19 protein-coding genes are annotated in these 23,223 nt (G+C 72.9%); 16 read left to right on the forward strand and 3 right to left on the reverse strand.

Annotated features, from left to right (window positions below; genetic code table 11):
- Positions 1–81: 81 nt before the first annotated feature.
- Entirely contained in the window at positions 82–1,389 is a 1,308-nt protein-coding gene (rfbH, locus tag ACFVYA_RS22135; protein WP_387047508.1) for a lipopolysaccharide biosynthesis protein RfbH, read from the reverse strand.
- 205 nt (positions 1,390–1,594) lie between these two features.
- On the opposite strand from rfbH, the gene ACFVYA_RS22140 reads away from it, so the two are divergent.
- The 5 genes from ACFVYA_RS22140 to ACFVYA_RS22160 all read left to right on the forward strand — a co-directional run bounded on the left by ACFVYA_RS22140 (position 1,595) and on the right by ACFVYA_RS22160 (position 6,647).
- Positions 1,595–2,770 (forward strand): nucleotide disphospho-sugar-binding domain-containing protein, encoded by a 1,176-nt coding sequence (locus tag ACFVYA_RS22140; protein ID WP_387047510.1) that lies wholly within the window; start codon positions 1,595–1,597, stop codon positions 2,768–2,770.
- A 74-nt stretch (positions 2,771–2,844) separates the two neighbouring features.
- Positions 2,845–4,023 carry a nucleotide disphospho-sugar-binding domain-containing protein gene (locus tag ACFVYA_RS22145; protein ID WP_387047511.1) on the forward strand — a complete coding sequence of 393 codons (1,179 nt, stop codon included), beginning with the start codon at positions 2,845–2,847 and terminating at the stop codon, positions 4,021–4,023.
- Between the two features lie 10 nt (positions 4,024–4,033).
- Positions 4,034–4,864, forward strand: a complete 831-nt coding sequence (locus tag ACFVYA_RS22150; RefSeq protein ID WP_285992705.1) for a bifunctional 2-polyprenyl-6-hydroxyphenol methylase/3-demethylubiquinol 3-O-methyltransferase UbiG — start codon at positions 4,034–4,036, stop codon at positions 4,862–4,864.
- Positions 4,864–5,841, forward strand: a complete 978-nt coding sequence (locus ACFVYA_RS22155) for an ABC transporter ATP-binding protein (protein WP_387047513.1) — start codon at positions 4,864–4,866, stop codon at positions 5,839–5,841. Before ACFVYA_RS22150 ends, ACFVYA_RS22155 begins: the two co-directional genes overlap by 1 nt.
- A complete protein-coding gene (locus ACFVYA_RS22160; protein ID WP_387047514.1) occupies positions 5,838–6,647 on the forward strand; it encodes an ABC transporter permease in 810 nt (269 codons plus the stop codon). Before ACFVYA_RS22155 ends, ACFVYA_RS22160 begins: the two co-directional genes overlap by 4 nt.
- A 183-nt stretch (positions 6,648–6,830) precedes the next feature.
- Here ACFVYA_RS22160 and ACFVYA_RS22165 read toward each other — a convergent pair whose 3' ends face one another.
- Positions 6,831–7,964 (reverse strand): glycosyltransferase, encoded by a 1,134-nt coding sequence (locus tag ACFVYA_RS22165; protein WP_387047516.1) that lies wholly within the window; start codon positions 7,962–7,964, stop codon positions 6,831–6,833.
- Positions 7,965–8,202: 238 nt separating this feature from the next.
- Here ACFVYA_RS22165 and ACFVYA_RS22170 point away from each other — a divergent pair, with 238 nt between their 5' ends.
- From ACFVYA_RS22170 to ACFVYA_RS22195, 6 genes are read left to right on the forward strand one after another with little or no spacing between them, the layout of a single operon-like run.
- Entirely contained in the window at positions 8,203–9,363 is a 1,161-nt protein-coding gene (locus ACFVYA_RS22170) for a nucleotide disphospho-sugar-binding domain-containing protein (protein ID WP_387047518.1), read from the forward strand.
- Between the two features lie 43 nt (positions 9,364–9,406).
- Positions 9,407–10,534 (forward strand): glycosyltransferase, encoded by a 1,128-nt coding sequence (locus ACFVYA_RS22175; protein WP_285992700.1) that lies wholly within the window; start codon positions 9,407–9,409, stop codon positions 10,532–10,534.
- 1 nt (position 10,535) lies between these two features.
- Positions 10,536–11,729, forward strand: a complete 1,194-nt coding sequence (locus ACFVYA_RS22180) for a nucleotide disphospho-sugar-binding domain-containing protein (RefSeq protein ID WP_387047520.1) — start codon at positions 10,536–10,538, stop codon at positions 11,727–11,729.
- Positions 11,729–12,913 (forward strand): nucleotide disphospho-sugar-binding domain-containing protein, encoded by a 1,185-nt coding sequence (locus tag ACFVYA_RS22185; protein WP_387047582.1) that lies wholly within the window; start codon positions 11,729–11,731, stop codon positions 12,911–12,913. The genes ACFVYA_RS22180 and ACFVYA_RS22185 overlap by 1 nt, the downstream gene beginning before the upstream one ends.
- Positions 12,914–12,949: 36 nt before the next feature.
- On the forward strand, positions 12,950–16,012 hold the full coding sequence (locus ACFVYA_RS22190) for an AMP-binding protein (RefSeq protein WP_387047521.1): 3,063 nt from the start codon (positions 12,950–12,952) through the stop codon (positions 16,010–16,012).
- A complete protein-coding gene (locus ACFVYA_RS22195) occupies positions 16,009–17,157 on the forward strand; it encodes a class I SAM-dependent methyltransferase (protein ID WP_387047523.1) in 1,149 nt (382 codons plus the stop codon). The genes ACFVYA_RS22190 and ACFVYA_RS22195 overlap by 4 nt, the downstream gene beginning before the upstream one ends.
- Before the next feature lie 45 nt (positions 17,158–17,202).
- On the opposite strand, the gene ACFVYA_RS22200 is transcribed toward ACFVYA_RS22195, so the two are convergent.
- Positions 17,203–17,964 carry an NAD(P)-dependent oxidoreductase gene (locus ACFVYA_RS22200; RefSeq protein WP_285992696.1) on the reverse strand — a complete coding sequence of 254 codons (762 nt, stop codon included), beginning with the start codon at positions 17,962–17,964 and terminating at the stop codon, positions 17,203–17,205.
- A 163-nt stretch (positions 17,965–18,127) separates the two neighbouring features.
- On the opposite strand from ACFVYA_RS22200, the gene ACFVYA_RS22205 reads away from it, so the two are divergent.
- The 5 genes from ACFVYA_RS22205 to ACFVYA_RS22225 all read left to right on the forward strand — a co-directional run bounded on the left by ACFVYA_RS22205 (position 18,128) and on the right by ACFVYA_RS22225 (position 23,151).
- A complete protein-coding gene (locus tag ACFVYA_RS22205) occupies positions 18,128–18,979 on the forward strand; it encodes an ABC transporter ATP-binding protein (protein WP_387047525.1) in 852 nt (283 codons plus the stop codon).
- Positions 18,972–19,805, forward strand: a complete 834-nt coding sequence (locus ACFVYA_RS22210) for an ABC transporter permease (protein WP_387047526.1) — start codon at positions 18,972–18,974, stop codon at positions 19,803–19,805. The genes ACFVYA_RS22205 and ACFVYA_RS22210 overlap by 8 nt, the downstream gene beginning before the upstream one ends.
- Positions 19,806–19,813: 8 nt before the next feature.
- Positions 19,814–20,992: a sensor histidine kinase gene (locus tag ACFVYA_RS22215; RefSeq protein ID WP_285992693.1), complete on the forward strand. Its 1,179-nt coding sequence runs from the start codon at positions 19,814–19,816 to the stop codon at positions 20,990–20,992.
- Entirely contained in the window at positions 20,989–21,630 is a 642-nt protein-coding gene (locus tag ACFVYA_RS22220) for a response regulator transcription factor (protein WP_285992692.1), read from the forward strand. The genes ACFVYA_RS22215 and ACFVYA_RS22220 overlap by 4 nt, the downstream gene beginning before the upstream one ends.
- 99 nt (positions 21,631–21,729) lie before the next feature.
- On the forward strand, positions 21,730–23,151 hold the full coding sequence (locus tag ACFVYA_RS22225) for an NDP-hexose 2,3-dehydratase family protein (protein ID WP_387047528.1): 1,422 nt from the start codon (positions 21,730–21,732) through the stop codon (positions 23,149–23,151).
- Positions 23,152–23,223 lie beyond the last annotated feature (72 nt).

A 23,223-nucleotide genomic window follows, 5' to 3' on the forward strand; every position in this document is an offset into this window, starting at 1 on the left:
AATATATAACCTCGCAACAATGTTAAAAATAAAACCCCCTCAGGTACGGGTTTTCAGCGGACCGCCGCCGGGGAGGCTCGTTCAGTGGGTGGCGACGAACTCCTTGAGGGTGCCGATGACGAACTCGATCATTTCCGGGGTGATGCCCGGATACACGCCGATCCAGAACGTCCGCTCGGTGACGATGTCGCTGTTGGCCAGCGAGCCGGAGATGCGGTGCGGCCGGTCCAGGTAGGCCGGGTGCCGGGTGAGGTTGCCGGCGAACAGCCGCCGGGTCCGGACCGCGTTGGCCTCCAGGTGGGCGATCACCTCGCCGGCGGTGAAGCCCGCGTCCGGGCGCACCGTGATCACGAACCCGAACCAGCTCGGGTCGCTGCCCGGGGTCGGCTCGGGCAGCAGCAGGCCCGGCAAGCCGTCGAGGCCTTCGCGCAGCTGCCGCCAGTTCTGCTTCCTCGCCTCGATGAAGTCGGGCAGTTTCGCCAGCTGGCTCAGCCCCAGCGCGGCCTGCAGGTCCGTGCTCTTGAGGTTGTACCCGAGCTGCGAGAACACGTACTTGTGGTCGTAGCCCGGCGGCAGCGTGCCCAGCGAGAAATCGAACCGCCGCAGGCAGCGGTCGTCCTCGCCGGGCTCGCACCAGCAGTCGCGGCCCCAGTCGCGCAGGGACCTCGCCAGCCGCTCCAGCTTCAGGTCCGAAGTCAGCAGGCAGCCGCCCTCGCCCATGGTCAGGTGGTGGGCCGGGTAGAAGGACACGGTGGAGAACTTGCCGAACGTCCCGGTCAGCCGGCCCTGGTAGGTCGACCCGACGGCGTCGCAGTTGTCCTCGATCAGGTAGCACCCGTGCCGTTCGGCGAGCTCGGCGATCTCCGCGACCGGGAAGGGGTTGCCGAGGGTGTGCGCGATCATGATCGCGCGGGTGCGCGGCGAGAACGCGGCTTCGACCCGTTCGGCCGTCGTGTTGTAGGTGCCGAGCTCGATGTCGACGAACACCGGGACGAGGCCGTGCTGCAGGATCGGGTTCACCGTGGTCGGGAACCCGGCCGCGACGGTGATCACCTCGTCACCGGGCCGCAGCCGGGCGTCGCCGAGCTGGGGCGCGCACAGCGCGCTGATCGCCAGCAGGTTCGCCGACGAGCCCGAGTTGGTGAGCAGCGCCTTGCGCCGCTTGAGGGTCCGGGCGAACGACGACTCGAACTTGGCCGCGATCCCCCCGGAGGCGATCCGGAGGTCGAGCGCGGCTGTCACCAGCGCCACGCGGTCGTCCGCGTCGAGCACCGCGCCCGAGGACAGGATCGGCGTTTCGCCGGGGACGAACTTCTCCGGCCCGGGGGCCTGTGCGTCGTGGTAGCCGCGGACCTGCTCCAGCAGGAGCGATCTCGCTGAATCGGCCATGTCGTATCCCCTGCGCTCGAGAGCGGGTGTCGAAAAGCTGCCGAAGTGTCGCGATGGCGGCTATAGACCCGCTCGACCCCGGCTCGCGAGCGGGCGGCTGGACGGCGAATCCAGTGCGGCCCGATGGCGCCTTGGTCCGGTGTGGCGGTGATCGATGGCTCGCCCGCGCGCAAGGGTGCCGCGGACGTGACGTGCTGGAGGAAGTGTGAGCACTGGCGGCCGGCGGCCGAGGGCGATGCGCGTGCTGTTCGTCATGTGGGGCTGGCGCACCCACCTGCATCCGGTCGCTCCGCTCGCGTGGGCGCTGCGCGGAGCCGGGCACGAGGTCAGAGTGCTCGGGCAGCCCGCGCTCGGCCCGGCGATCACCGAGCTCGGGCTGACCGCGGTCGCGGCCGGCCCCGACCTCGACGTGCTGCCGGAGTTCCGGAAGTTCGTCCTGCCCGCCGAAGCCCGGCCCGCGCCGGAGCCGCCGGCCGACGGGGTGCCCCGGGCGTTGAAGCTGTTCGCGCGGCTGGCCGGCGAGATGGCGGGCGACGCCGTGCGGTTCGCCCAGGCCTGGCGACCCGACCTCGTGGTCGCCGAACCGACGGCGTTCGCCGGGCCGCTGGTGGCGGCCGCGCTCGGGATCCCGTCGGTCCGCCACCTCTACGGGCCCGACCTGGTGGCGCGGGCCGCCCGGTTCCTGCCCGGCCTGCTGGAACCGATCGGGGGACGGCTCGGTGTCGGGCCGGTCGACCCGCTCGCCGGCACCACGATCGACCCGACACCGTCGTGCCTGCACGCTCCGGGCGACCTGCCGCGGCGGCTGGTCCGCTACCTGCCGTGCTCGGGTCCGGAGCGGGCCGAGGTGGTGCTCGGCCCGGTGGCGCGGCCCCGGGTGTGCGTCACCTGGGGACACACGATGGAGCTGCTCGGCCCGCAGTACTTCCTCGCGGGGGAGACCGCCCGCGCGGTGGCCGAACTGGACGTGAACGTCGTGCTGGCGGTTTCGGCGCGGCAGCGCGCGCTGCTCGGGGACCTGCCGCCCACCGTGTCGGTGTTCGTCGACCCGCCGCTGGACCGGCTCCTCGCCCACTGCGACGTGCTGGTGTCCCAGGGCGGGGCGGGCAGCGTCCTGACCGGGCTTGCCGCCGGGCTACCCCAGGTCGCCGTCGGGCAGCTGCCGGACCACCTGGCGATCGCGCGGCGCCTCGAGGCCGCGGGCGCGGGCCGCGCGCTGGCGGCCGCGGAGTTCAGCGCGGCGACGGTCGCCGGCGCGGTGTTCGACGTGCTGCAGCGGAGCGGGTTCGCGGCGGCGGCGCGCCGGGCGCGGCTGGAGAACGAGGACCGGCCCGCCCCCGCCGAGCTCGTCGCGGAGCTGCGGTCGCTCGCCGGGAGGTGAGCGATCCTCCAGCCGTGCCCCAAGCCTGCCTGCGAAGTTCCTGACATACGGCGTCTCAGAAAGGAAGTACGCGAATGCGCGTGCTCTTCTCCGCGTGGGCGTGGCCCCCGCACTACTACCCGATGGTTCCGCTGGCCTGGGCGCTGCGCAACGCGGGGCACGAGATCCGGGTCGCCGGTCCGCCCGCGCTCGCCGAGGCGATCACCATGTCCGGCCAGCCCGCCGTCGAAGTCGGCGAGGACTGCGACTTCAGCCAGCTGACGCGCGACACGATGCACATCGACCGGGACGCGCCGGCGACGGTGGAGCTGTGGAAGCAGCTGCGCAAGCCCAAGGGCGAACGCGCGCTGCAGATGTTCGCCGACATCGCCGAGACCATGGTCGACGGCCTGGTCGAGTTCGCCCGCGCCTGGCAGCCGGACCTGGTCGTGCACGGCCCGACCACCTACGCCGGCCCGATCGCCGCCGCCGCGGTCGGGGTGCCGAACGTGCGGGTGCTGATGGCGCCGGACATCGCCTACCGCGGCCGGGACATCGAGCCGGTCCTCCTGCGCGGGCTCGCCGAGCGCTTCGGCGTCACCGAGTTCAGTCCACAGGGGACGCTCACGGTCGACCCGTGCCCGCCGAGCATCCAGCTCCCGACGGACTACCCCAAGCAGCTCATGCGCTACATCGCCTACAACGGCCCGGCCGAGGTGCCGCAGTGGCTGCTGGAGCCGCCGGCCCGGCGCCGGGTCTGCATCACCTGGGGCACCACCCTGGCGAAGGTGAACCCGAACCTGGTGCTGGCCGGGCAGATGCTGGAGGCGGTCGCCGGGATCGACGCCGAGGTCGTCGTGACCGTCGCGCCTTCGCACCGCGAACACCTCGGCCCGATCCCCGACGGCATCCGGGTGGTCGACGCGCTGCCGCTGCACCTGCTGCTGCCGACCTGCGACCTGATGATCCACCAGGGCGGCAACGGGACCACGATGACCGGGGTCGTCAACGGGGTCCCGCAGCTGATCGTGCCGCAGTTCCCCGACCAGGCGTTCGTGGCGAACCAGCTGGCGCCGACCGGGGCGGCCGCGGTGCTGCTGCCCGAGGACGCCGGGCACGACACCGTCCGCGGGCTGGTCACCGACCTGCTCGAGACCCCCCAGTGGCGCGACGACGCCCGGCGGCTGGCCGACGAGGCCAACGCCCAGCCCGCGCCCACCGAGATCGTGCCGGTGCTGGAACGTCTGGCCGCACGCGAGCACGCGACCGTCTGAGAGGTGAACCATGCTGGCACGCAAGGATCTTCCCGCCGAGTTCGAGGCGTGGAACGAGAAGTGGGGTGCGCCATACGGACACCGGTCCGCGCGGCTGCTCGCCGAAGGCAAGCGGCCTCAGCAGCGGCCCCTGGAGGCGCTGGCCGATCCGGCGAACCCGGACTACGGCCCGTTCGCCTTCCAGTACGCGAGCGGCACCCGGGCGCACGAGTACCCGTGGGCGTTCGCCGTCGCGGAGTTCACCCCGGGCATGCGGGTGCTCGACGTCGGCAGCGGGCTGAGCGGCCTGCAGTTCGTCGCCGCGCTCGAAGGCTGCTCGGTGGTCAACGTCGACCCGTCGGCCCGTGAGGACTACAACGTCTGGACCGACCCGGGCTACCTGCCGCTGTCGCCGCGCGAGCACCAGCTGCTCAACACCACCTTCGGGACCGACGTCGAGCTGGTCGCGGCCCGCCTGCAGGACGCGGACCTCGAGCCGGAGTCGTTCGACCGGGTGCTGTGCCTGTCCGTCCTGGAGCACGTGGACCTCGCCGAAGGCGCCGACATCGTGCGAGCGAGCACGCGGCTGCTGAAGCCGGGCGGCAAGCTGGTCCTGACGGTGGACGCCTTCCTCGACCTCCGGCCGTTCGGCGTGCTGGAGAAGAACATGTGGGGCATCAACCAGGACGTCGGCGCGCTGATCGAGGCGAGCGGGCTGGAGCTGGAGACCGGCGACCCGCGGGAGCTGCTCGGCACGCCGGAGTTCGACTTCGAACACGTGGTGAAGTCGCTGCCGGAAGTGCTCGTCTCCGCGATGTACCCGGTGATGAGCCAGTCGCTCGTGCTGCGCAAGCCCGTGTGATGGCGGGATTGCGAAGCCCCGCCCGGCCCGTCGTGGCCGGGCGGACGGCCTCCGTCGTGACGGCGACGGGGCTGCGGAAGGTCTACCCGGCGAAACGGGGCCCGGTCGAGGCGGTCGCCGGGATCGACCTCGACGTCCGCGCGGGGGAGTTCTTCGGCCTGCTCGGCCCGAACGGCGCCGGGAAGTCGACCACGATCGGCATGCTGACGACGCTGGTGCGGCCCACCGCCGGCAGCGTGCGCATCGCCGGCTTCGACACCGCGCGGGAGCCGGTCCAGGTGCGCCGGCGGATCAGCCTGGTGAGCCAGACCAACTCCGTCGACCGGGAGCTGACCGTCGAGGAGAACCTGCGTTACCGGGCCCGGTACTGGGGTGGCACCCGCGCGGCGGCGCGGCGGCGCGCGGACGAGCTGCTGGAGCAGTTCGGCCTCGGCGACCGCCGGGGCGCGATGTTCTACCAGCTCTCCGGCGGGCAGCTGCGCCGGATGATGATCGCGCGGGCGCTGGTGCAGCGTCCGGAGATCCTCTTCCTCGACGAACCCACCGCGGGCATCGACCCGCACAGCCGGGTCAACGTCTGGGACGTGCTCGGCGAGCTGCACGCCTCGGGCCAGACGATCGTGCTCACCACGCACAACATCGAGGAGGCCGAGCGGTTCTGCCGCCGGGCGGCGATCATCGACGGCGGGCGCGTGCTCGTGTGCGACGAAGTGTCGGCGCTGATCGCCTCCGCGGGTGGGGTGTCGCTGGTGACCGCGACCTACGACGGGCCGGTGTCCGGAATGGACTTCGGCTCGCTGCCGGTGGTGCGGGACGGCGATTCGGTCCGGGTGTCCACGCCCGAGACCGACGGGCTGATCGCGGAGCTGGTCGCCCTGGGCGCCGCGGCGGGCCGCCGGCTGCTGGACGTGACCACGGCCCGGCCCAGCCTCGAAAGCGCGTTCCTCACCCTGACCGGAAGGGCGTACCGGGCATGACCACGATCATAACGCCGGCGGTGTCCCCGGCCCGGGTGTTCTTGGCCTTCCTCGCACGGGACGTCCACGTCGTGTTCCGCAAGCAGCTCGGCGGGCTGCTCGGCCGGGTGCTGGTCCAGCCGTTGCTGACGGTGTTCGTGTTCTCCTACGTGCTGCCCTCGATCTCCGGCGGGATCGGCGGGACGTCGGGCACGGTGCTGGCACCCGGGATCCTCGCCAACTCGATGCTGTTCGCCGGCCTGCTCGGCGTGACCGTGCCGCTGATCACGGAACTGTCCTACCCGAAGTCCATCCAGGACCGGTTGCTCACCCCGGTCCCGGTGTGGGCGGTGGGGGTGGAGCGGGTCGTCAGCGGCGCGGTGCAGTCGCTGTTCGCGGCGGTGCTGGTGCTGCCGATCGTGACGTTCCTGCACGCGCCGGGCCAGGTCCCCGATCTGTCCTATTCGAACTGGCCGCTGCTGGTGCTGATGCTGCTGCTGGGCTCGGTGTTCTCCGCCGCCCTCGGCCTGCTGCTCGGCTCGGTGGTGGAACCCGCGCAGGTGAACGTGCTGTTCAGCATCATCATGATCCCGCTGATGATGCTCGGCTGCGTGTACTACCCGTGGGCGGCGCTGGGCTCGGTGCGCTGGCTGCAGATCGCGGTCCTGGCGAACCCGGTGGTGTACCTGAGCGAGGCGCTGCGGGCGGCGTTGACGCCGGACGTGCCGCACCTGTCGGCTTGGGTGGTGCTGCTGGTGCTTCTGGGCGGCACGGCCGGCGTGAGCTGGTTCGGGCTGCGGGCGTTCCACCGGGCCGTGCTGGGTTGAGCGCGCTCGGTGCCGTCGGTTGCCGGCCGCGCCGCAAGGATCCTGGCCCAAGCCCGGGCCAGGATCCTTGGCGTGGGTGGGGTCAGGTCGGCAGCGCTCGGGTCAGGCGTGTTCGCAGGCCGGCCGGGCTGAACCCGCCGGGCGGCCCGGCAGGACGCCGGCCGGCCCGTGGACCGGCCGTGCTCAGCGAGCCAGGGCGACGAGCCCGTCGACGACCTCGGCCGGGCTGGGCTGCTCCCGGCTCTGCCGCGCCAGCCCGGCCGCGGCTTCGCGGTAGGCCGCGTCGCCGAGGATCTCGGCCGCCGCCGTCCGGATCGTCTCGGTGTCCGCCTCGGCGAGGTCCAGCTTGATGCCCGCGCCCGCTGCCGATACCAGGGCCGAGATGAGGCGCTGGTCCGGCAGCTGGGGGATCATCAGCTGCGGGGTTCCGCAGGACACCGCCGTCAGTGCGGTGCTCGGGCCCGCCTGCGAGATCAGCAGGTCGCAGCTGGGCAGCAGGGTGTGCAGCGGGATCCGTTCGACGATCCGGACGTTGCCCGGGACCGGGCCGACCGCGGCCCGGTCGTCGCCGGCCACCGTCGCCACCACCTCGACCGGCAGCCCCGCCACCGCGTGGACGAGCCGGTCGATGACGCATTCGTAGAACGCCAGCTGGGAACTGGTCGTGCCGTAGGTCACGCAGATCCGCGGCCGGGTCCGCGGCCCGGCCGCCCACGCCGGCAGCACCGTCGCGCCGTTGAACGGGACGTAGCGCATGTGCCGCCGGGTGAAGTCGCCGGGCACCTGCAGGGCGGGCGGGCAGTGGTCCACCGTCACCGCACCCGCCACGTCCACTGTGGACAACCCGAGCGAGGATGCGGTCGCGGCGAGCGCCGCGGGTTCGAAGGACCGGAGGTAGGAGAGGATGTCGACGCCCCACAGGTGGCGCACGGCGGGAACGCCCAGCGCGGTCGCGACCAGCGCCGCGGCGTAGGTGCTCTCCTCGAACACCACCAGGTCCGGCCGCCAGGACCGCATCAGCGCCAGCAGCGGGCCGGCCATCTTCTCCGCTATCCCGGCATAAGCGGACACCGTGCGGGACTCCTTGCCCGAGCCGCGCACCCGGGGGTCCTCCGCCAGCAGCCGGGCCACCACCGGCTCGATCTCCTCGTCCCGCCCGATGGCCACCGCGGGCAACCCGGACGCCTGGACCACCGGGACGAGGGACGGCTGGCTCGCGACCCGGACGTCGTGGCCGGCGGCCCGGAAGGCCCAGCCCAGGGTCACCATGGGCTGGTAGTGCGTCGGCCACGCCCACGTGCAGAACAGAATTCGCATGCCCGCACGATCCCTTCCCCGCCTCGGGAACGGCTCGAACCTGCTTCGCCACCGCCCACCGGCCCACCCATCCTGGACCCGGACTCCAGCCGGTCTCGCGACGGTGGCCGGACTGCTGTGTCGATCGCTGCCGATCCGGCCACAGTCACGGCCGGATGGCTTCGTGGCAACGGTTACGTGCGGCGTGGGGGGTCGGCCTGCTATGGCCGGATTGGTAACTGGGCGGAGGTGAACCGGCGTGCGCGTGCTGCTGGTGTCGTGGGCCTGGCCGTCCCATGTGCGGCCCCTGGTCCCGATCGGGTGGGCCTTCCGCGCGGCGGGACACGACGTCAGGTTCGCCACGCAGCCCCGGCTGGCCGGCGCGGTGACCGGCGCGGGCCTGCCCGCGGTGTCCGTGGGCGGCGGCGGCGACCACACCGCGTTGCTGGCTCGCGCCATGCGCCCGATCCGCCCGGCCCCGGATGCCGGACCCGCCCCGGGCCGCGGCACCGGCAAGCGGCTCGGCCTGTCGGTTGCGCTCGCCGAAGACATGGCAGGCGACCTCGAGGCGTTCTGCCGCAGCTGGGCGCCGGACCTCGTGCTCTACGAGCCGACGACCTACGCCGCGCCCCTGGTGGCCGCGAAACTCGGCTTGCCGCACGTGCGCGTGCTGTGGGGCGTCGACTTCCATTCCCCGGCCCGGGCCTTCGAAAACCTGGCCTTCGCCGAGCTGTGCGGGAAACTGGGGATCGGCGGCTTCGACTCGGCCGGCACCGTCACCGTGGACCCGTGCCCGCCGTCGTTGCAGGTCGAAGTGCCCGGCCGCGTCCTGCGCACGAGGTACGTGCCCTACAACGGGACCGGCGCCGTGCCGGGCTGGCTGTGGACCGAGCCACGCCACCCCCGGGTGGTGCTCACCTGGGGCGTCTCACCGCAGTTCAAGGGACCGGAGGAATGGGCCGCCGCGGCGCGGCGGATGCGGGCGCTCGTGGCGGCGATCGCCCGGCCGGACCTCGACCTGGTGGTCGCGGTGCCGAGCACGGACGCCCTCGGCGCGGACCTGCCCGACGGCGTCCGCCTGGTCGAGAACCTGCCGTTGCACCTGGTGCTGCCGAGCAGCGCGGTGCTGATCTCCCGCGGCGGCGCCGGATCCATGATGACCGGTGTCGCGGCCGGCGTGCGGCAGGTCGTGGTGCCCGAGTACTTCCCGGATCTCGTGCCGGCCCAGCGGCTGGCCGCCACCGGCGCCGGTGCCCTGGTCGAAGACGACGACCCGGAGGCGGTGCGGGCGGCACTGGACGCGGTCCTCGCCGACGAGGCGGCCGCCGGTGCCGCCCGGCGGCTGCGGTCCGAGGTGGCCGCGCAGGCCACGCTCGACGAGACGGTCGGCGAACTGCGCACGCTGGCCGGCAGCCGGTGACCCCGTGATCCGCTCGACGGCCGTCGCCGGCCGAGGAGGCCGTATGCGTTTGCTGTTCGTGTCGTGGGCCTGGCCCTCGCACCTGTTCCCGATGGTCCCGACGGCGTGGGGACTGCGGCTCGCCGGGCACGAGGTCGTGCTCGCCTGCCCGCCGTCGCTGGTGCCGGTGGCGGCCCGGACCGGGCTGCCGGTGGCCCGGATCGGCGCCGACGTCGACCTCGCGCCGCGGATGAAGTCCTTCATGGACGGTGCGAAACCGCGCCGGGAGCGGCGGACCCCGCTCGACATGTTCGTCCCGGTCGCCGACGCCATGGCCGGCGACCTGCTCCGGTTCGCCCGCGACTGGCGCGCGGACGTCATCGTGCACGACCCGACGACCTACGCCGCCCCCGCCGTCGCCGCCGCCCTCGGCGTGCCTTCCGTGCGGCACCTGTGGGGCGTCGACTTCACCTACCCGCTGCGGATGTTCGAGGAAACCGCCTTCGCCGGCCTGTACGAACGCCTCGGCGCCGGCGCGTGCGTGGTCAGCGGGGACACCCCGACGCTCGACCCGTGCCCGCCGGGCCTGCAGCTGCCGGTGGAGTACACCCCGGTGCGGATGGCCTACCGGCCCTACAACGGCACCGCGGTCTACGAGCGCACGCTTCTGGACTGCCGAGCGGTGCCCCGGCTGTGCGTCACCTGGGGGACGACCAGCGGCAAGTTCGGCGCGGCCGGCTCGCTCCCCGGGCTCGTCTTCGCCGCCGCCGCCGACCTGGGCCTCGACGTCGTGTTCGCGACCTCGGGCGCCGAGGCGTTCGGCCCGGAGTACCCCAAGACCTGGCAGACCGTCGTGATGCAACCGCTCAACCTGGTGCTGCCGGGCTGCGACCTGGTGGTTCACCCCGGGGGATCGGGCAGTGCCCTCACCACCGTGCTCGCCGGGTTGCCGCAGGTGTGCCTGCCGCTCATCCCGGACCAGGAGACGAACGCGGCCCAGCTGGCCGGCGCCGGTGCCGGGGCGCGGGTCGGCGCCGCCGACGCGACGGTCGAAGCGATCCGGGACGTCCTCGCCGAGCTCCTGGCCGACCCCTCGTTCACCGAGGCCGCGGCCGCGCTGCGCGAGGAGTCCCGCGCGTTGCCGGACCCGGCCGCGGCGGGCGCCGGGCTGCTCGCCGCGGTGGGAGGCTGACGTGCGCGTCCTGCTGACCTCGTGGGCCTGGCCCACGCACTACTTCTGGCTCACGCCGATCGCGTGGTCCCTGCGGGCCGCCGGGCACGAGGTGCTCGTCGCGGTGCCGCCCGGCGCGGTGGCCGGGGTGACGCGCGGAGGTCTGCCGGCCGTCGCCGTCGGAGCCGACTTCGACGTGCTGCCGATCATCGAGAAGTACTACTGGGCCTCGCCGCTGGCCGAGGAGGCCGCGGCGGGCGAGCTGACCGACTGGGAGGCCGCCCGCGCGGCGGGTGAACAGCCGCTGGCGGTCTACGCGCTCATCGCGAAGGTCATGCAGGACGACCTGGTCGCGCTCGTCCGCCGGTGGCAACCCGGCCTCCTGGTGTTCGACGCGGTCACCTACGCCGGGCCGCTCGCCGCGGCCGCGTGCGGAGTGCCCGCGGTGCGCCAGATCTGGGGCGTGGACTACAGCTCGTACCTCTCCGGGTTCGCGCCGCGGGCGCTCGCCGCCCACCGGGCCGCGCTCGGCCTCGACGACCTCGACGTGCACGGGGCGGCCACGCTGGACCCGTGCCCGCCGAGCCTGCAGCGCCGCGACGACGTGCGCCGGCTCTTCGCCCGGCACCTGCCGTTCAACGGCTCCGGCACCGTCCCGCGCTGGCTGCTCGACCCCCCGCGCCGCAAGCGGATCTGCGTCACCTGGGGCACCATCGCGCACGTGCTCGGCGAGCGCGCGTTCGGCGTGGACAAGGTGCTGGGCGCCTTCGCCGAGGTCGACGCCGAGGTCGTCTGCGCGGTGTCGCCCCGGGACCGCGCGCGGCTCGGCGTGCTCCCGGCGAACGTCCGGGTGGCCGAGAACCTGCCGCTGCACCTGCTGCTGCCCAGCTGCGACCTGATCGTCTCCCAAGGCGGCGCCGGTGCGGTCGCGTCGGCCGTCACGGCGGGCGTGCCGCAGGTGTGCGTGCCGCATTTCGGCGAGCACGTGCTCAACAGCCGGGCGATCGCGGACGCCGGCGCGGGCGAGCTGGTCCCGCTCGACGCCGCGACCGCGGATTCCGTGGAGGCCACCGTGCTGCGGGTGCTCGGTTCGGCGTCGCACGAGAAGGCCGCGGCGGCGCTGGCCGAGGAGGCCGCCGCGCAGCCGGCACTGTCCGAAGTGGCCGCCGGGTTGCCGGAACTGGCCGGGGTGAAAGGGAGCGGCGCGTGCGGGTGATGTTCACCTTGTGGAACTGGACGACCCACCTCTACCCGATGGTGCCGCTGGCGTGGTCGTTGCGCGCGGCGGGGCACGAGGTGGTCGTGGCGACCCAGCCGGGACTGGTGCCCGCGGTGCGGGGCACCGGCCTGCCCGCCGTGGCGGTCGGCGCCGACGTCGACACCGCCGCGATGATGGGGCAGTACGTGCAGCGCGCGCGGCGGCACGACGCCCAGCTCGTGGAATGGGCGCAGATGCGCCGGTTCGGGCCGCGCAACTGCTGGCTCGGCGTCGCGGCGGCCGAGGCGATGACCGGCGGGCTCCACGACTTCGCCCGCGCGTGGCAGCCGGACCTGGTGGTGTTCGAGGCGACGACGTACGCCGGGCCGATCGTGGCGCGGCTGCTCGGCGTGCCCGCGGTCCGGCACACCTGGGGGATCGACTACGCCTGCCTCACCCGGGAGTTCGAGGACGAAGCACTGGCGGACCTGTGCGCCCGGTGGGGCCTGCCGGGGGTCGAACCGCTGGGCGAGGTCACCGTCGATCCGTGCCCGCCGAGCGTGCAGGTGGTGGCGGGCGGGCCGGTCCCCGGCGTGCCCGAGGTGACCCGGCTGCCCATGCGGTACGTGCCCTTCAACGGCCCCGGGGTGCTGCCCGGCTGGCTGACCGATCCGCGGCGCGGCAAGCGGATCTGCGTCACCTGGGGGTTGTCGAACGGGCGGTTCGACAAGGAGCTCGTCGTCACGGGCCGGGTCGTCGAAGCCCTCGCCGGGCTCGGCGCCGAGGTGGTGGCCGCCGTGCCGGCGGCCGAGGGGGAAGCGATCGAGGCGGTCGCGCCGAACGTGCGGGTCGTGCGGGGACTGCCGTTCCACGCGCTGCTGCCGACCTGCGACGCGGTGGTTTCCCAAGGCGGGCTCGGCACGCTCTTGACGGCGGTCGCCGCCGGGGTACCCCAGGTCGTCGTGCCCCAGCGCGCGGACCTGATCCTCAACGCCCGTCAGCTCGCCGCGGCCGGTGCGGCCGATTTCGTTTTCCCCGGCGACGGTTTCGAGGAGCTCCTGACCGAAAAGGTGGCCGCCGTCCTGGCCGGTTCCCTCGACGACGGCGCCCGGAAGCTTTCGGCCGAGCTGCACGAGCTGCCCACACCGAACCAGATCGCCGCCCGGCTGCCGCTGCGCGAAGCGGCGTCGACCGCCGCTTGAGGCAGCGTGCCGAGGATGGCCGCCAAGGAGGAACAGATGACCACAGAGACGCTGTCCGTGCTGCACGGCCCCCGGGAGGCGTATTCCGGCGGCGCGCGCATCGAAGAGCTGGTCGCGCGCACCGCCGAGCGCTGCGGTGACGCGGTGGCGCTGCGGTGGCGGGAAACCGAAGTGACCTACGCCGAGCTCGTGGCGGACGCCGAGGTGGCGGCCTCGGCGCTGGCGGCGGCCGGGGTCGGCCCGGGTGACATCGTGGCGGTCCGGGCGCCGCGCACCCCGCGCCTGGTCGCGGTGCTGCTCGGCGTGCTGCGCACCGGCGCCGCCTACGCCTGTGCGCCCCCGGACTGGCCGCTGGACCGGGTGCGGCAGCTGATCGAGCGGACCGGGGCGAAGCTGCTGCTGAGCCACGAGCCGTTCGCCGGTGTGTCCACACTGGACATCGACGCACTGCCGGGCGGGGCACCGGTGCCCGCACACGGACTCGACGGCACGGCGCCGTTCTGCGTGTTCTTGACCTCCGGCAGCACCGGCGTGCCGAAGGCCGCGCTCGCACCGCACAGCGGCGTCGCCCGCACCGCCCTCGACCGGCGGCACGGGCACGACGGCCGGATCGTCTCGCTGCAGCAGGCGAACCCGGCGTGGGACGTGTTCGCGTTCGAGCTCTGGGTGCCGTTGATCAAGGGCGGCACCGCCGTGCTCCACGACAGCGGGCACCTGAGCGGCCCCCAGGTGCGCGCGCGGATCGACGAGGGCGTGACGCTCATCGCGATGGCGTCGACGCTGTTCAACGCGCTGGTGGACGACGACGTCGAGTGCTTCGCCGGCGCGCGGGTGCTGTTCGTCGGCGGCGAGCGGGCTTCGGCCGCGCACGTGAAGCGGTGCCTGCGCGCGCATCCCGGCCTGCGGGTGGTCAACGCCTACGGACCCGTGGAGAACACGGTGAGCACCACCGCGTGGTCCACCACGGACCCGGACTTCGGCGACGAAGTTCCGATCGGCACCCCGTCGGTGAACACCTCGGTGTACCTGCTCGACGAGGACCGCCGGATCGTCCCGGCCGGGCAGACCGGCGAGATCGTGACGGTCGGCGACGGCGTGTGCTTCGGGTACGTCGGCGACGAAGCCGAGACGGCGAACCGGTTCGCCACGCTGGCCTTGGACGGAGTGCCCCGCCGCGCCTACTTCACCGGCGACCTGGCGCGGCTGGACGAAGCGGGCCGGCTGGTGTTCGTCGGCCGTCGCGACCGGCAGCTCAAGGTCCGCGGGGTCCGGATCGAAGCCGAGGAGGTCGAGCGGATCATCGAGGCGGTGCCCGGGGTCACCGCGGGCGTGGTGGTGCCGCTGCCGTTCGACGGAGCGCTGAAGACCAGCCTGGCCGCGTTCTACGTCGGCGAGGGCGTGCCGCCCGAGCTGGTGCGCAAGGCCGTCGCCGCGGTCCTGCCCGCCGGCTTCGTCCCCGACGTCGTCCTCGCCGTGGCGGAGCTGCCCAAGCTGCCCAACGGGAAGCTCGACCTGCGAGCCCTCGCCGAAGCGGCGGGTGCGGGCACCGCGGCGTCCACCGACGACGGCGTGGGCCTCGAAGCCACCCTCCGGGAGGTCGCCTCCGAGGTGCTCGGCTACCGGGTGGGCGTCGACGACGACGTCTTCGACCGGGGCGCCACCTCGCTCACCGCGATCCGCATCTCCACGCGGATCGGCGCGCTGTTCGGCCGGCTGGTCGCGGTGCCCGACATCCTCGCCGCGCGCACCCCGAAGGCCATCGCCGCGGCCGTGGCCGCGGCGCCGGCCCTCGAGCCCGGCGTCGCCGGCCACCACGACCCCGGACCGGAGACCGCGTACGAGCCGGACCACGTCCCGTTCACCGTCGCCGAGTTCTGGCACGCCCAGAAGCAGGCCGGTCACCTCGAGGAAGCCGTCGTGCCGGTGATCTACCGGGTACGCGGCGCCGTCGACCGGGCCGCGCTCGGCCGGGCGCTCGACCACGTCGTCGCCCGGCACGAGGTGCTGCGGGCCCGGTTCGCCGAGGGCGGCCGGACGCCGAAGGTGCGGATCCACCCCGCCGCCGAACTGGCCGGGTTGCTGACCGACCGCCCGGCGGCCACGACGGCGGACGCGGTCCGGGACGCGTGCGCCTGGGTGATGCGCCCGTTCGACCTGGGCGCCGACTTCCCCATCCGGGCCGCGTACTACCCGGTGTCCGCCACCGAATCGGTGCTCGCCGTGGGGATCCACCACATCTCGTTCGACGGGTGGTCCGGCCAGGTCTTCGCCGCGGACCTGGTCCGCGCCTACGACGCCTTCCTCGCCGGGCGGCCCGGCCTGGCCGAGTGGCCGGCCAGCTACTACCGCGTTTCGGCCGAGCAGTGGGAGCAGTACCGCGACCGGTACCCGCTCGCGGTCTACACCAAGCAGTCGGCCATGGCCGACGCGCCGGAGCTGCGCTTCCCGCTGCCCGGCCCCCGGCCGTGGGGCGGGCCGGCGGCCGAGGTCGGCCTCGACATCGACGAGGTGCTACTGCCGGCGGTCGGCCGGGCCGCCGCCGCGGTCGGCGGCACCGTGATGGCCATCTTCTACGCGGCTTACGTGCTGCTCCTGCGGGAACTGACCGGCGAGCCGTCACCGGCGGTCGCGCTGCCGACCACCGGGCGGTTCACCGAGGAAGCCGGCGACGTCATCGGGTGCCTCGCGAGCATGGTCCCGATGCGCCCGCCCGCCGGGATCGACGACCCGGCCGAGCTCGCCGCGGCGGCCGCGCGGCAGCTGCAGGAGGTGATGCGGCCCCCGCTGGTGCCGCTCGCCGCGGTGATGCCGGCGATCCCCGAGGGCCACCAGCGGCATCCGCTGCTGCAGGCCTACCTGCTGCAGGAGGAGATGCCCCCGGCGGCGGTGCGGTTCGGCGACGCGCAAGCCGAGCTGGTCCGCGTGCCGCCGCGCAACGCCCTGCCGGAGATCACCTTGGAGCTGTGGCCGCACCCGGCCGTCGGCGGGGTGCTGCGGTACCGGACCGACGCGATCGGCGAGGAGCAGGCCCGTGGCCTCGCCGACCGGCTCATCGACCACGTGACGCAGGTCGTCCGTGCCCTGGAGGGAAAACTGTGACTTCCGAGAAGACCGTTACGCCCGACATCGAGTCCCTGATCCGGGCCGCGAGCGGACGCCCGGACGAGGTCCGGGCCCGGCTGGACGCGCTCGGCCTCGCCCGGGTCGCCGAGCTCGCGGTGGCCGAGTGGACGCTGCGGCTCGACCCGCCCGTGAACCCGCTGGAAATCCACATCGGACTGTCCGTTTCGGACGGAGGGGAGTCCGCGGACCACACGTGGGTGCTGCGGGCAGGCGAGCCGGTGCGCGTGCTGCCGGGAGCGCACCCCGGCTGCGACGTCCGGCTGCGTTACGACGCCGCGGACCTGATCACCGAACTGTGGGGTCCCTCGCGCGGGCGCTCGTCGCCCGCCCGCGCCTACGAACTGGCGACCGCGATGGACCCCCACTTCCCGCCCCGCGAACGCCAGCCCTCCATCGCCGCGGCGTCGGCCACCCTCACCGCGGCGCTGTCGGCGCGGGCCCCGGACCTGGGTGCGCTGGCCGTCCGGTACGGCTCGGACAAGTGGGGCCAGACGCACTGGTTCACCCAGCACTACGAGCGGCATTTCGCGCCGCTGCGCGAGGAACCGGTGCGGTTGCTGGAAATCGGCGTCGGCGGCTACGAGGACGAGGAGTCCGGGGGCGGTTCGCTGAAGATGTGGCGCCGCTACTTCCCGCGGGCCTCGGTGTTCGGGCTCGACTACTTCGACAAGTCCCGGTTCTCCGGACCGCGGCTGACCGTGGTGCGCGGTGACCAGAACGACCCGGCCCAGCTCGACGCGCTGGCCAAGGAGCACGGCCCGTTCGACATCGTGATCGACGACGGCAGCCACATCAACGAACACGTGCTCACGTCGTTCCGGGCGCTGTTCCCGTACGTGCGCACCGGGGGCTTCTACGTGATCGAGGACCTGTGGACCTCGTACCTGCCGGGCTACGGCGGTGACGACCGCGACTTCGGGGTGCCCACGACGATGCTCGGGTTGCTGAAGACGCTGCTGGACGACCTGCACCACCAGGAGCGTGACACCGACGGTGAGCCGTCGGCGACCGAGTCCGGGCTGGTCGGCATGCACGTCTACCACAACATCGCGTTCCTGGAGAAGGGCCGCAACGCCGAAGGCGGCATCCCGCGGTGGATGCCCCGCGCTCCGCACTGGTGACCCCCCCGGTGTTCCCCTCGCCGCACGGCGAGGGGAACACCGGCGTCAGATCAGGACCGGCGCCGCCAGGTAGCGGTCGAGGACGCGCTGGTAGTACGTCGGGCCGAGGCCGAACCGGGTCACCACGTCGGGGATCAGCCGGGTCAGCTTCGCCAGCGAGACCGGCACCGCCGAAGTCGTCCGCGGCGGCTGCGGGCAGTACTCGCGTTCGACGCACCGGCCGAGCCGGTTTTCGATGTGCCGGATGATGTCGTCGATCGGCACCGCCACCCCGGACCCGAGGTTGACCACCTGCCCGGTCACCCCGCGCGTCAGCAGGATGTCGATCATCGAGATCGCGTGCTCGACATCGAGCAGATCCCGGTGCGCGCGCTCGTAGACGCGCACCCGGCCCGACCGCACCTGGGCGACCAGCGCCGGCAGCAGCTGGTGGGCACGCTGGTTGTGGCCGACCAGGTTGGTCATCCGCAGGATCAGGTGCTCCACCCCGGAGTGGGCGACCACGGCCTCCATGGCCAGCTTGTGCCTGCCGTAGGCGAGCGGCGGGAAGACCACGTCGTCCTCGCGGGTCGGGCAGTCGGCCGCGCCGTACATCGCGCCCGACGCCGTCGACAGGTACACCAGCCGCTCGCCGGTGCGGCGGCAGCGGCGGAGGGTGTCGTACAACCCCGCCGCGTCCTTGCCGTAGTCGTCCGGTGAGGTCACGGTCGTGGTCGCGACACCGGTGGCGAGGATGACCGTGCGCGGATGGTCGATGCCGTGTTCGCGCAGGTTCTTGGCCATGAAACCGCGTCCGATGATCTCCACCGGTGCTCCTCTCGGTCCGGGTCGGCCCAGCCCGGATCGTCGGGCGGCGGACTCGAAGGCCCGTCCAGCGCGGCTCACGCGGATTGTCCTTCGAACGGAGGACACCGCGGATCGATCGTTCGCACCTCGCCAAGGGCGAACCGGGGTGGCTAGCCTGACCGCCATGCTGAAGGACACCGTGATCAGGACGCGCGGCCTGCGGAAGAAGTACCGGGACACCGTGGCGCTCGACGTCGTGGATCTCGATGTCGAACAGGGCGAGATCTTCGCGTTGCTCGGGCCGAACGGCGCCGGCAAGACGACGCTGACCGAGATCCTCGAGGGCTTCCGCGACCGGGACTCCGGGGAGATCGACGTGCTCGGCGAGGACCCCGGCAAGGCGAGCCTCGCCTGGCGCACGCGGGTGGGCGTGGTCCTGCAGAACTCGCAGGACTACGCGCAGCTGACGGCGCTCGAGGTGCTCACGCACTTCGCCTCCTTCTACCCGGACGCGCGGCGCCCGGCCGAGCTGATCGGCGCCGTCGGGCTGAGCGGCCACGAGCACAAGCGGGCCGCGCAGCTGTCCGGCGGCCAGCGGCGGCGGCTCGACGTGGCGCTCGGCCTGGTCGGCCGTCCGGAGCTGCTCTTCCTCGACGAGCCGACCACCGGCTTCGACCCCGAGGTGCGGCGGCAGTTCTGGGACCTGGTGACGCGCCTGCGCGAAGAGGGCACCACGATCCTGCTGACCACGCACTACCTCGACGAGGCCGAGCACCTGGCCGACCGGGTCGGGGTGCTGAGCAAGGGCGCGCTCGTGGACGTCGACACGCCGGCGCGTCTCGGCGGCCGGCACCTGCTCGAGGCGGTCGTGTCCTGGACCGACGCCGACGGTCCGCACGAGGTGCGGAGCCCGAACCCGACGCGGACCGTGCTGGAGCTGGCCGCGCGGTTCGGCGACGACATCCCCGGCCTCGCCGTCCGGCGGCCGACCCTCGAAGACGTCTACCTGAGCATGATCGGAGCGACCGGTGACTGAGACGAAAACCGCGGACCGGGCGATGCGGCTCCCCGTGCCCGCGTGGCGGATCGGGCTGGCGCGCGGCTCGCTGGAGATCAAGCAGTTCTTCCGCGAGAAGGGCCAGGTGATCTTCACCTTCGCCCTGCCGGTGATCATGCTGGTGCTGCTGGCGAGCATCTTCCGGGGCCGGATCGGGGACACCGGCGTGGACGCCCAGCAGATCTACGTCACCGGGATGCTCGGCGTCGGCATCCTGTCGACCTCGTTCCAGAGCATGGTGCTCCAGGTGGCGGGCGAGCGTGCGAACGGCACGCTCAAGCGGCTGCGCGGCACGCCGATGCCGCGCAGCGCCTACTTCGTGGGGAAGATCGCGGTCGTGCTGGTGTCCAGCCTCGGCCAGGTGGTCGTGCTGCTCGGGGTCGGCACCCTCTTCTTCGGCCTGCACCTGCCCTCCGACGTCGGGCACTGGCTGACGTTCGGGTGGGTCTACGTGCTCGGGATCATCGCGTGCACGCTGCTCGGCCTCGCCTATTCGAGCGTGGTGCCGGCCGCGAGCGCGGGCGCGATGGTGTTCTTGCCGGTGATCACCCTGCAGTTCATCTCCGGGGTGTTCATCCCGTTCAACCAGCTGCCCGACGTGCTGCAGAAGATCGCCGCGGTGTTCCCGCTCAAGTGGCTCTGCCAGGGCATGCGCTCGGTGTTCCTGCCGGACGCCTTCCAGCAGTACGAGCCCGGGCTGTCCTGGGCGCACGGGCGGGTCGCGCTGGTGCTCGCCGGGTACGGCGTGCTTGGGTTGGTCCTGTGCCTGACGACGTTCCGCTGGAAGGGTCGCGACGACGGGTGAAGGCTCCGGTGACATCCGCGGAGAAGGACGCCAGCGGGCAGGGCTGGCTGCTGCGGATCCTGCTGGGCTGGCACGCGTCCTTCGCGCTGATGGGGGTCGTGCTCGTCGTGCTCGCCGCGTTCGAGCGCGACCCCTGGTTCGTCTACGCCGTGGTCGCGCTCATCGGCGTCGCCTACGCCGTGGTGGGCGCGCCCGCGCTGGGCGGCACGGCACCGGCCGGGTACGGCTGGCTCTTCCTCGCGCTGGCCTTCGCCGGGACGCTGGGGATGGTGGCCGTCGACGGGCTGATGTCGATTGCCTTGTACGTGCTCCTGCCCGCGGCGTTCGCCTTGCTGCAGCCCATCCGGATCGCGGTGTGGGCCTGCCTCGCCGTCACCCTGGCGAGTGATGTCCTGATCCTCGGCCGGCGCGGCTGGACGCCGGGCGCGGTTTCCGACGTCGCCGTGCAGACCGCGACCGTGTGGCTGTTCGCGCTGCTCGTGGGCTTCTTCGTGACCCAGCTGCTCACCGAGAACCGGCGGCGGGGGGAGCTGATCGCCGAGCTGGAGAACGTCCGCAGCGAACTGACCGAGTCCTACCACGAGGCGGGCGTCCAGTCCGAACGCTACCGGCTCGCCCAGGAGATCCACGACACGGTCGGGCAGGGCCTGACCAGCCTGCTGATGCTGATCCGCGCGGCCGACGCGGCCATCCCCGCCGACCCGGAGCGGGCGCACGAACGGCTCGCGCTGGCGCAGAAGACGGCGACGGAAAACCTGGCCGAAGTGCGCGCCGTGATCAGCGCGTCCGGGCCCGCCGGGCTGAGCGCGTCGCCGCTCGACGTGGCGATCGGCAAGGTCGTCGCCCGGCTGGGGCAGGAGCTGGGTATCGAAGCGAGCGCGGAAGTGCTCGGCGAGCCGCGGGCGCCGTCGACCGACGTCCAGGTGGTGCTGCTGCGCGCGGTGCAGGAGGCGCTGGCCAACGTGCGCAAGCACGCCAACGCCACCCGCGTGCGCGTGCGGGTGCGCTACCACGCCCGGTCGGTGCAGCTGGAGGTCGCCGACAACGGCCGCGGCTTCGAGACCGGCGGCGCTTCGGGCTTCGGCCTGGCGGGGATGCGCGCGCGGGTCGAGCAGGTCTCCGGCATGATGACGGTGTCCAGCGCGCCCGGGTCGGGCACGACGATCAAGATCGAGGTGAGCTGTTGAGCATCCGGATCGTGCTCGCCGACGACCACCCGGTGGTGCGCGCGGGCCTGGTCGGGCTGCTCGCGATGGAGGCGGACTTCGAAATCGTCGGCGAGGCGGCCGACGGGGCCGAGGCGGTCGCCGTGGCCGCCGGGCTCCGGCCGGACGTCGTGCTGATGGACCTGCGGATGCCGGAACTCGACGGGGTCGCGGCGACTGCGCGGATCGTGGCCGAGGTGCCGGGCTGCCGCGTGCTGATCCTGACCACCTACGACACGGACCAGAACATCGTGCACGCCGTCGAGGCGGGCGCATCGGGTTATCTCCTCAAGGACGCGACACCCGAGGAGCTGGCGGCGGCGGTCCGCGCCGCGGCGGGCGGGGAAACCGTGCTGTCCCCGGCGATCGTCGCGAAACTGGTGAACCACCTGCGCAGTCCCGCCCCGGCGCCGGCCGAGCCGGAATTGCTCACCCCGCGCGAAACCCAGGTGCTGCGGCTGGTGGCCCGGGGGCTGACGAACGCGGACATCGGCCGGGAGCTGCATATCAGCGAGACGACCGTGAAGACGCACTTGGTGCGGATGTTCGCCAAGCTCGAGGTCGGCGACCGCACGGCGGCGGTCACGGTCGCGATGGAACGGGGCGTCTTCCCCGGCTGAGTACCCTCCAGGACCGTTGCCGCGCCCTGTATTCGAGGGTGATTCGAGTTCCCCCGGCGAGGGTGGGCACCTGAACTTCTTCCGAAGGAAGGTGCACCGGTGGTGACTTCTCCCTCCACTCTCGTTCAGCGGGACATGCTGGACCGGTTCCTGGAATCGGCGGCCACGCTGAGCACGCCGACGCTCGGCGGGCACGGTGAAGTCACCGCCTGGCTGGCCGAACGGACCGCGCGCGGCAGCTTCACGACCGAGGCGATCCCGTTCGCCGAGCTGGACGGCTGGTCGTTCGATCCGGACACCGGCGACCTCGGCCACCGTTCCGGCGGCTTCTTCACGATCCGCGGTCTCGACGTGCACGACCCCGCCGGCGTCGTGCCGGCGTGGACGCAGCCGATCATCCACCAGCCCGAGGTCGGGGTGCTCGGCATCCTGGTCAAGGAGATCGACGGGGTGCTCTGCCTGCTGATGCAGGCGAAGATGGAGCCGGGCAACGTCAACGTGATCCAGCTTTCCCCGACCGTCCAGGCCACCCGCAGCAACTTCCTGCGCCTCCACGGCGGCGCGGCGACCAAGTACCTCGAGCACTTCACCGAACCCGGCCGCGGCACCGTGCTCGTCGACGTGCTGCACTCGGAGCAGGGTGGCCGGTTCTTCCGCAAGCGCAACCGCAACATCATCGTCGAGACCACCGAGGACGTGCCGCTGCACGAGGGCTTCCGGTGGTTCACCCTCGGCCAGGTCCACGAGCTGCTGCGGCAGGACAACATGGTCAACATGGACAGCCGCACCGTGCTGGCCTGCCTCCCGATGAACGCCACCGCCCGGCCGCCCGAGCGGCGCGCGGGCGAGCTGGGCCCGGCGGTCGTCGCGTCCTTCCGGCAGGACCCCGAACCCGCCGGCCTCCAGAACTGGCTCAACCACGTCAAAGGCGACTGCGAGCTCACCGCGAAACTCACGCCCCTGCGGTCGGTCGGCCGCTGGCACCGGGACGAGCGGGTGATCGCCCACGAGGAGGCCCGTTACTTCGAGGTCGTCGCGATGTCGGTCACGGCCACCGGCCGCGAGGTCCGCAGCTGGACCCAGCCGCTCATCGCGCCGTGCGGCACGGGTCTGGTCGCCTTCCTGGCCAGCCGCGCCCGCGGGTACCTGGAAGTGCTGCTGCAGGCCAGGGTCGAGGCGGGTACCCCCGACATCGTCGAACTGGGCCCGACCGTGCAGTGCATGCCGGACAACTACCTGCACCTGGCGCCGGAACGGCGTCCCGCGTTCCTGGACCACGTGCGCACGGCGCGGGGGAAGGACGTCAAGTACGACGTCGTCCTCTCGGAGGAAGGCGGCCGGTTCTACCGGGCCGAGAACCGGTACCGGATCGTGGAGGTCGCCGACGACGTCCGGTTCGCCGCGACCCCGCCGGGCTTCCGCTGGGCCAGCCTCGCCCAGCTGTCGGCGCTCATCCCGCACAGCGGCTACCTGAACGTCGAAGCGCGCAGCCTGCTGGCCTGCATGCGCGCCCTCTGCTGACCCCACCCCGACACGGCGCTGCCACGTGGAAGCGCCCACTTTGCCGACGCTGCCGACCAGGAGGTCGAACCC

Origin of the sequence: Amycolatopsis sp. NPDC058278, from assembly GCF_042881395.1 — a bacterium.
In the GTDB taxonomy this organism is placed as follows: Bacteria; Actinomycetota; Actinomycetes; order Mycobacteriales; family Pseudonocardiaceae; genus Amycolatopsis.

What these genes read in the sequence shown, in the direction of transcription:
- rfbH (WP_387047508.1), bottom strand. Translation starts at nt 1,389, where the DNA reads ATGGCCGATTCAGCGAGATCGCTCCTGCTGGAGCAGGTCCGCGGCTAC.
- ACFVYA_RS22145 (WP_387047511.1), top strand. Translation starts at nt 2,845, where the DNA reads ATGCGCGTGCTCTTCTCCGCGTGGGCGTGGCCCCCGCACTACTACCCG.
- ACFVYA_RS22150 (WP_285992705.1), top strand. Translation starts at nt 4,034, where the DNA reads ATGCTGGCACGCAAGGATCTTCCCGCCGAGTTCGAGGCGTGGAACGAG.
- ACFVYA_RS22155 (WP_387047513.1), top strand. Translation starts at nt 4,864, where the DNA reads ATGGCGGGATTGCGAAGCCCCGCCCGGCCCGTCGTGGCCGGGCGGACG.
- ACFVYA_RS22160 (WP_387047514.1), top strand. Translation starts at nt 5,838, where the DNA reads ATGACCACGATCATAACGCCGGCGGTGTCCCCGGCCCGGGTGTTCTTG.
- ACFVYA_RS22165 (WP_387047516.1), bottom strand. Translation starts at nt 7,964, where the DNA reads ATGCGAATTCTGTTCTGCACGTGGGCGTGGCCGACGCACTACCAGCCC.
- ACFVYA_RS22175 (WP_285992700.1), top strand. Translation starts at nt 9,407, where the DNA reads ATGCGTTTGCTGTTCGTGTCGTGGGCCTGGCCCTCGCACCTGTTCCCG.
- ACFVYA_RS22185 (WP_387047582.1), top strand. Translation starts at nt 11,729, where the DNA reads ATGTTCACCTTGTGGAACTGGACGACCCACCTCTACCCGATGGTGCCG.
- ACFVYA_RS22190 (WP_387047521.1), top strand. Translation starts at nt 12,950, where the DNA reads ATGACCACAGAGACGCTGTCCGTGCTGCACGGCCCCCGGGAGGCGTAT.
- ACFVYA_RS22205 (WP_387047525.1), top strand. Translation starts at nt 18,128, where the DNA reads ATGCTGAAGGACACCGTGATCAGGACGCGCGGCCTGCGGAAGAAGTAC.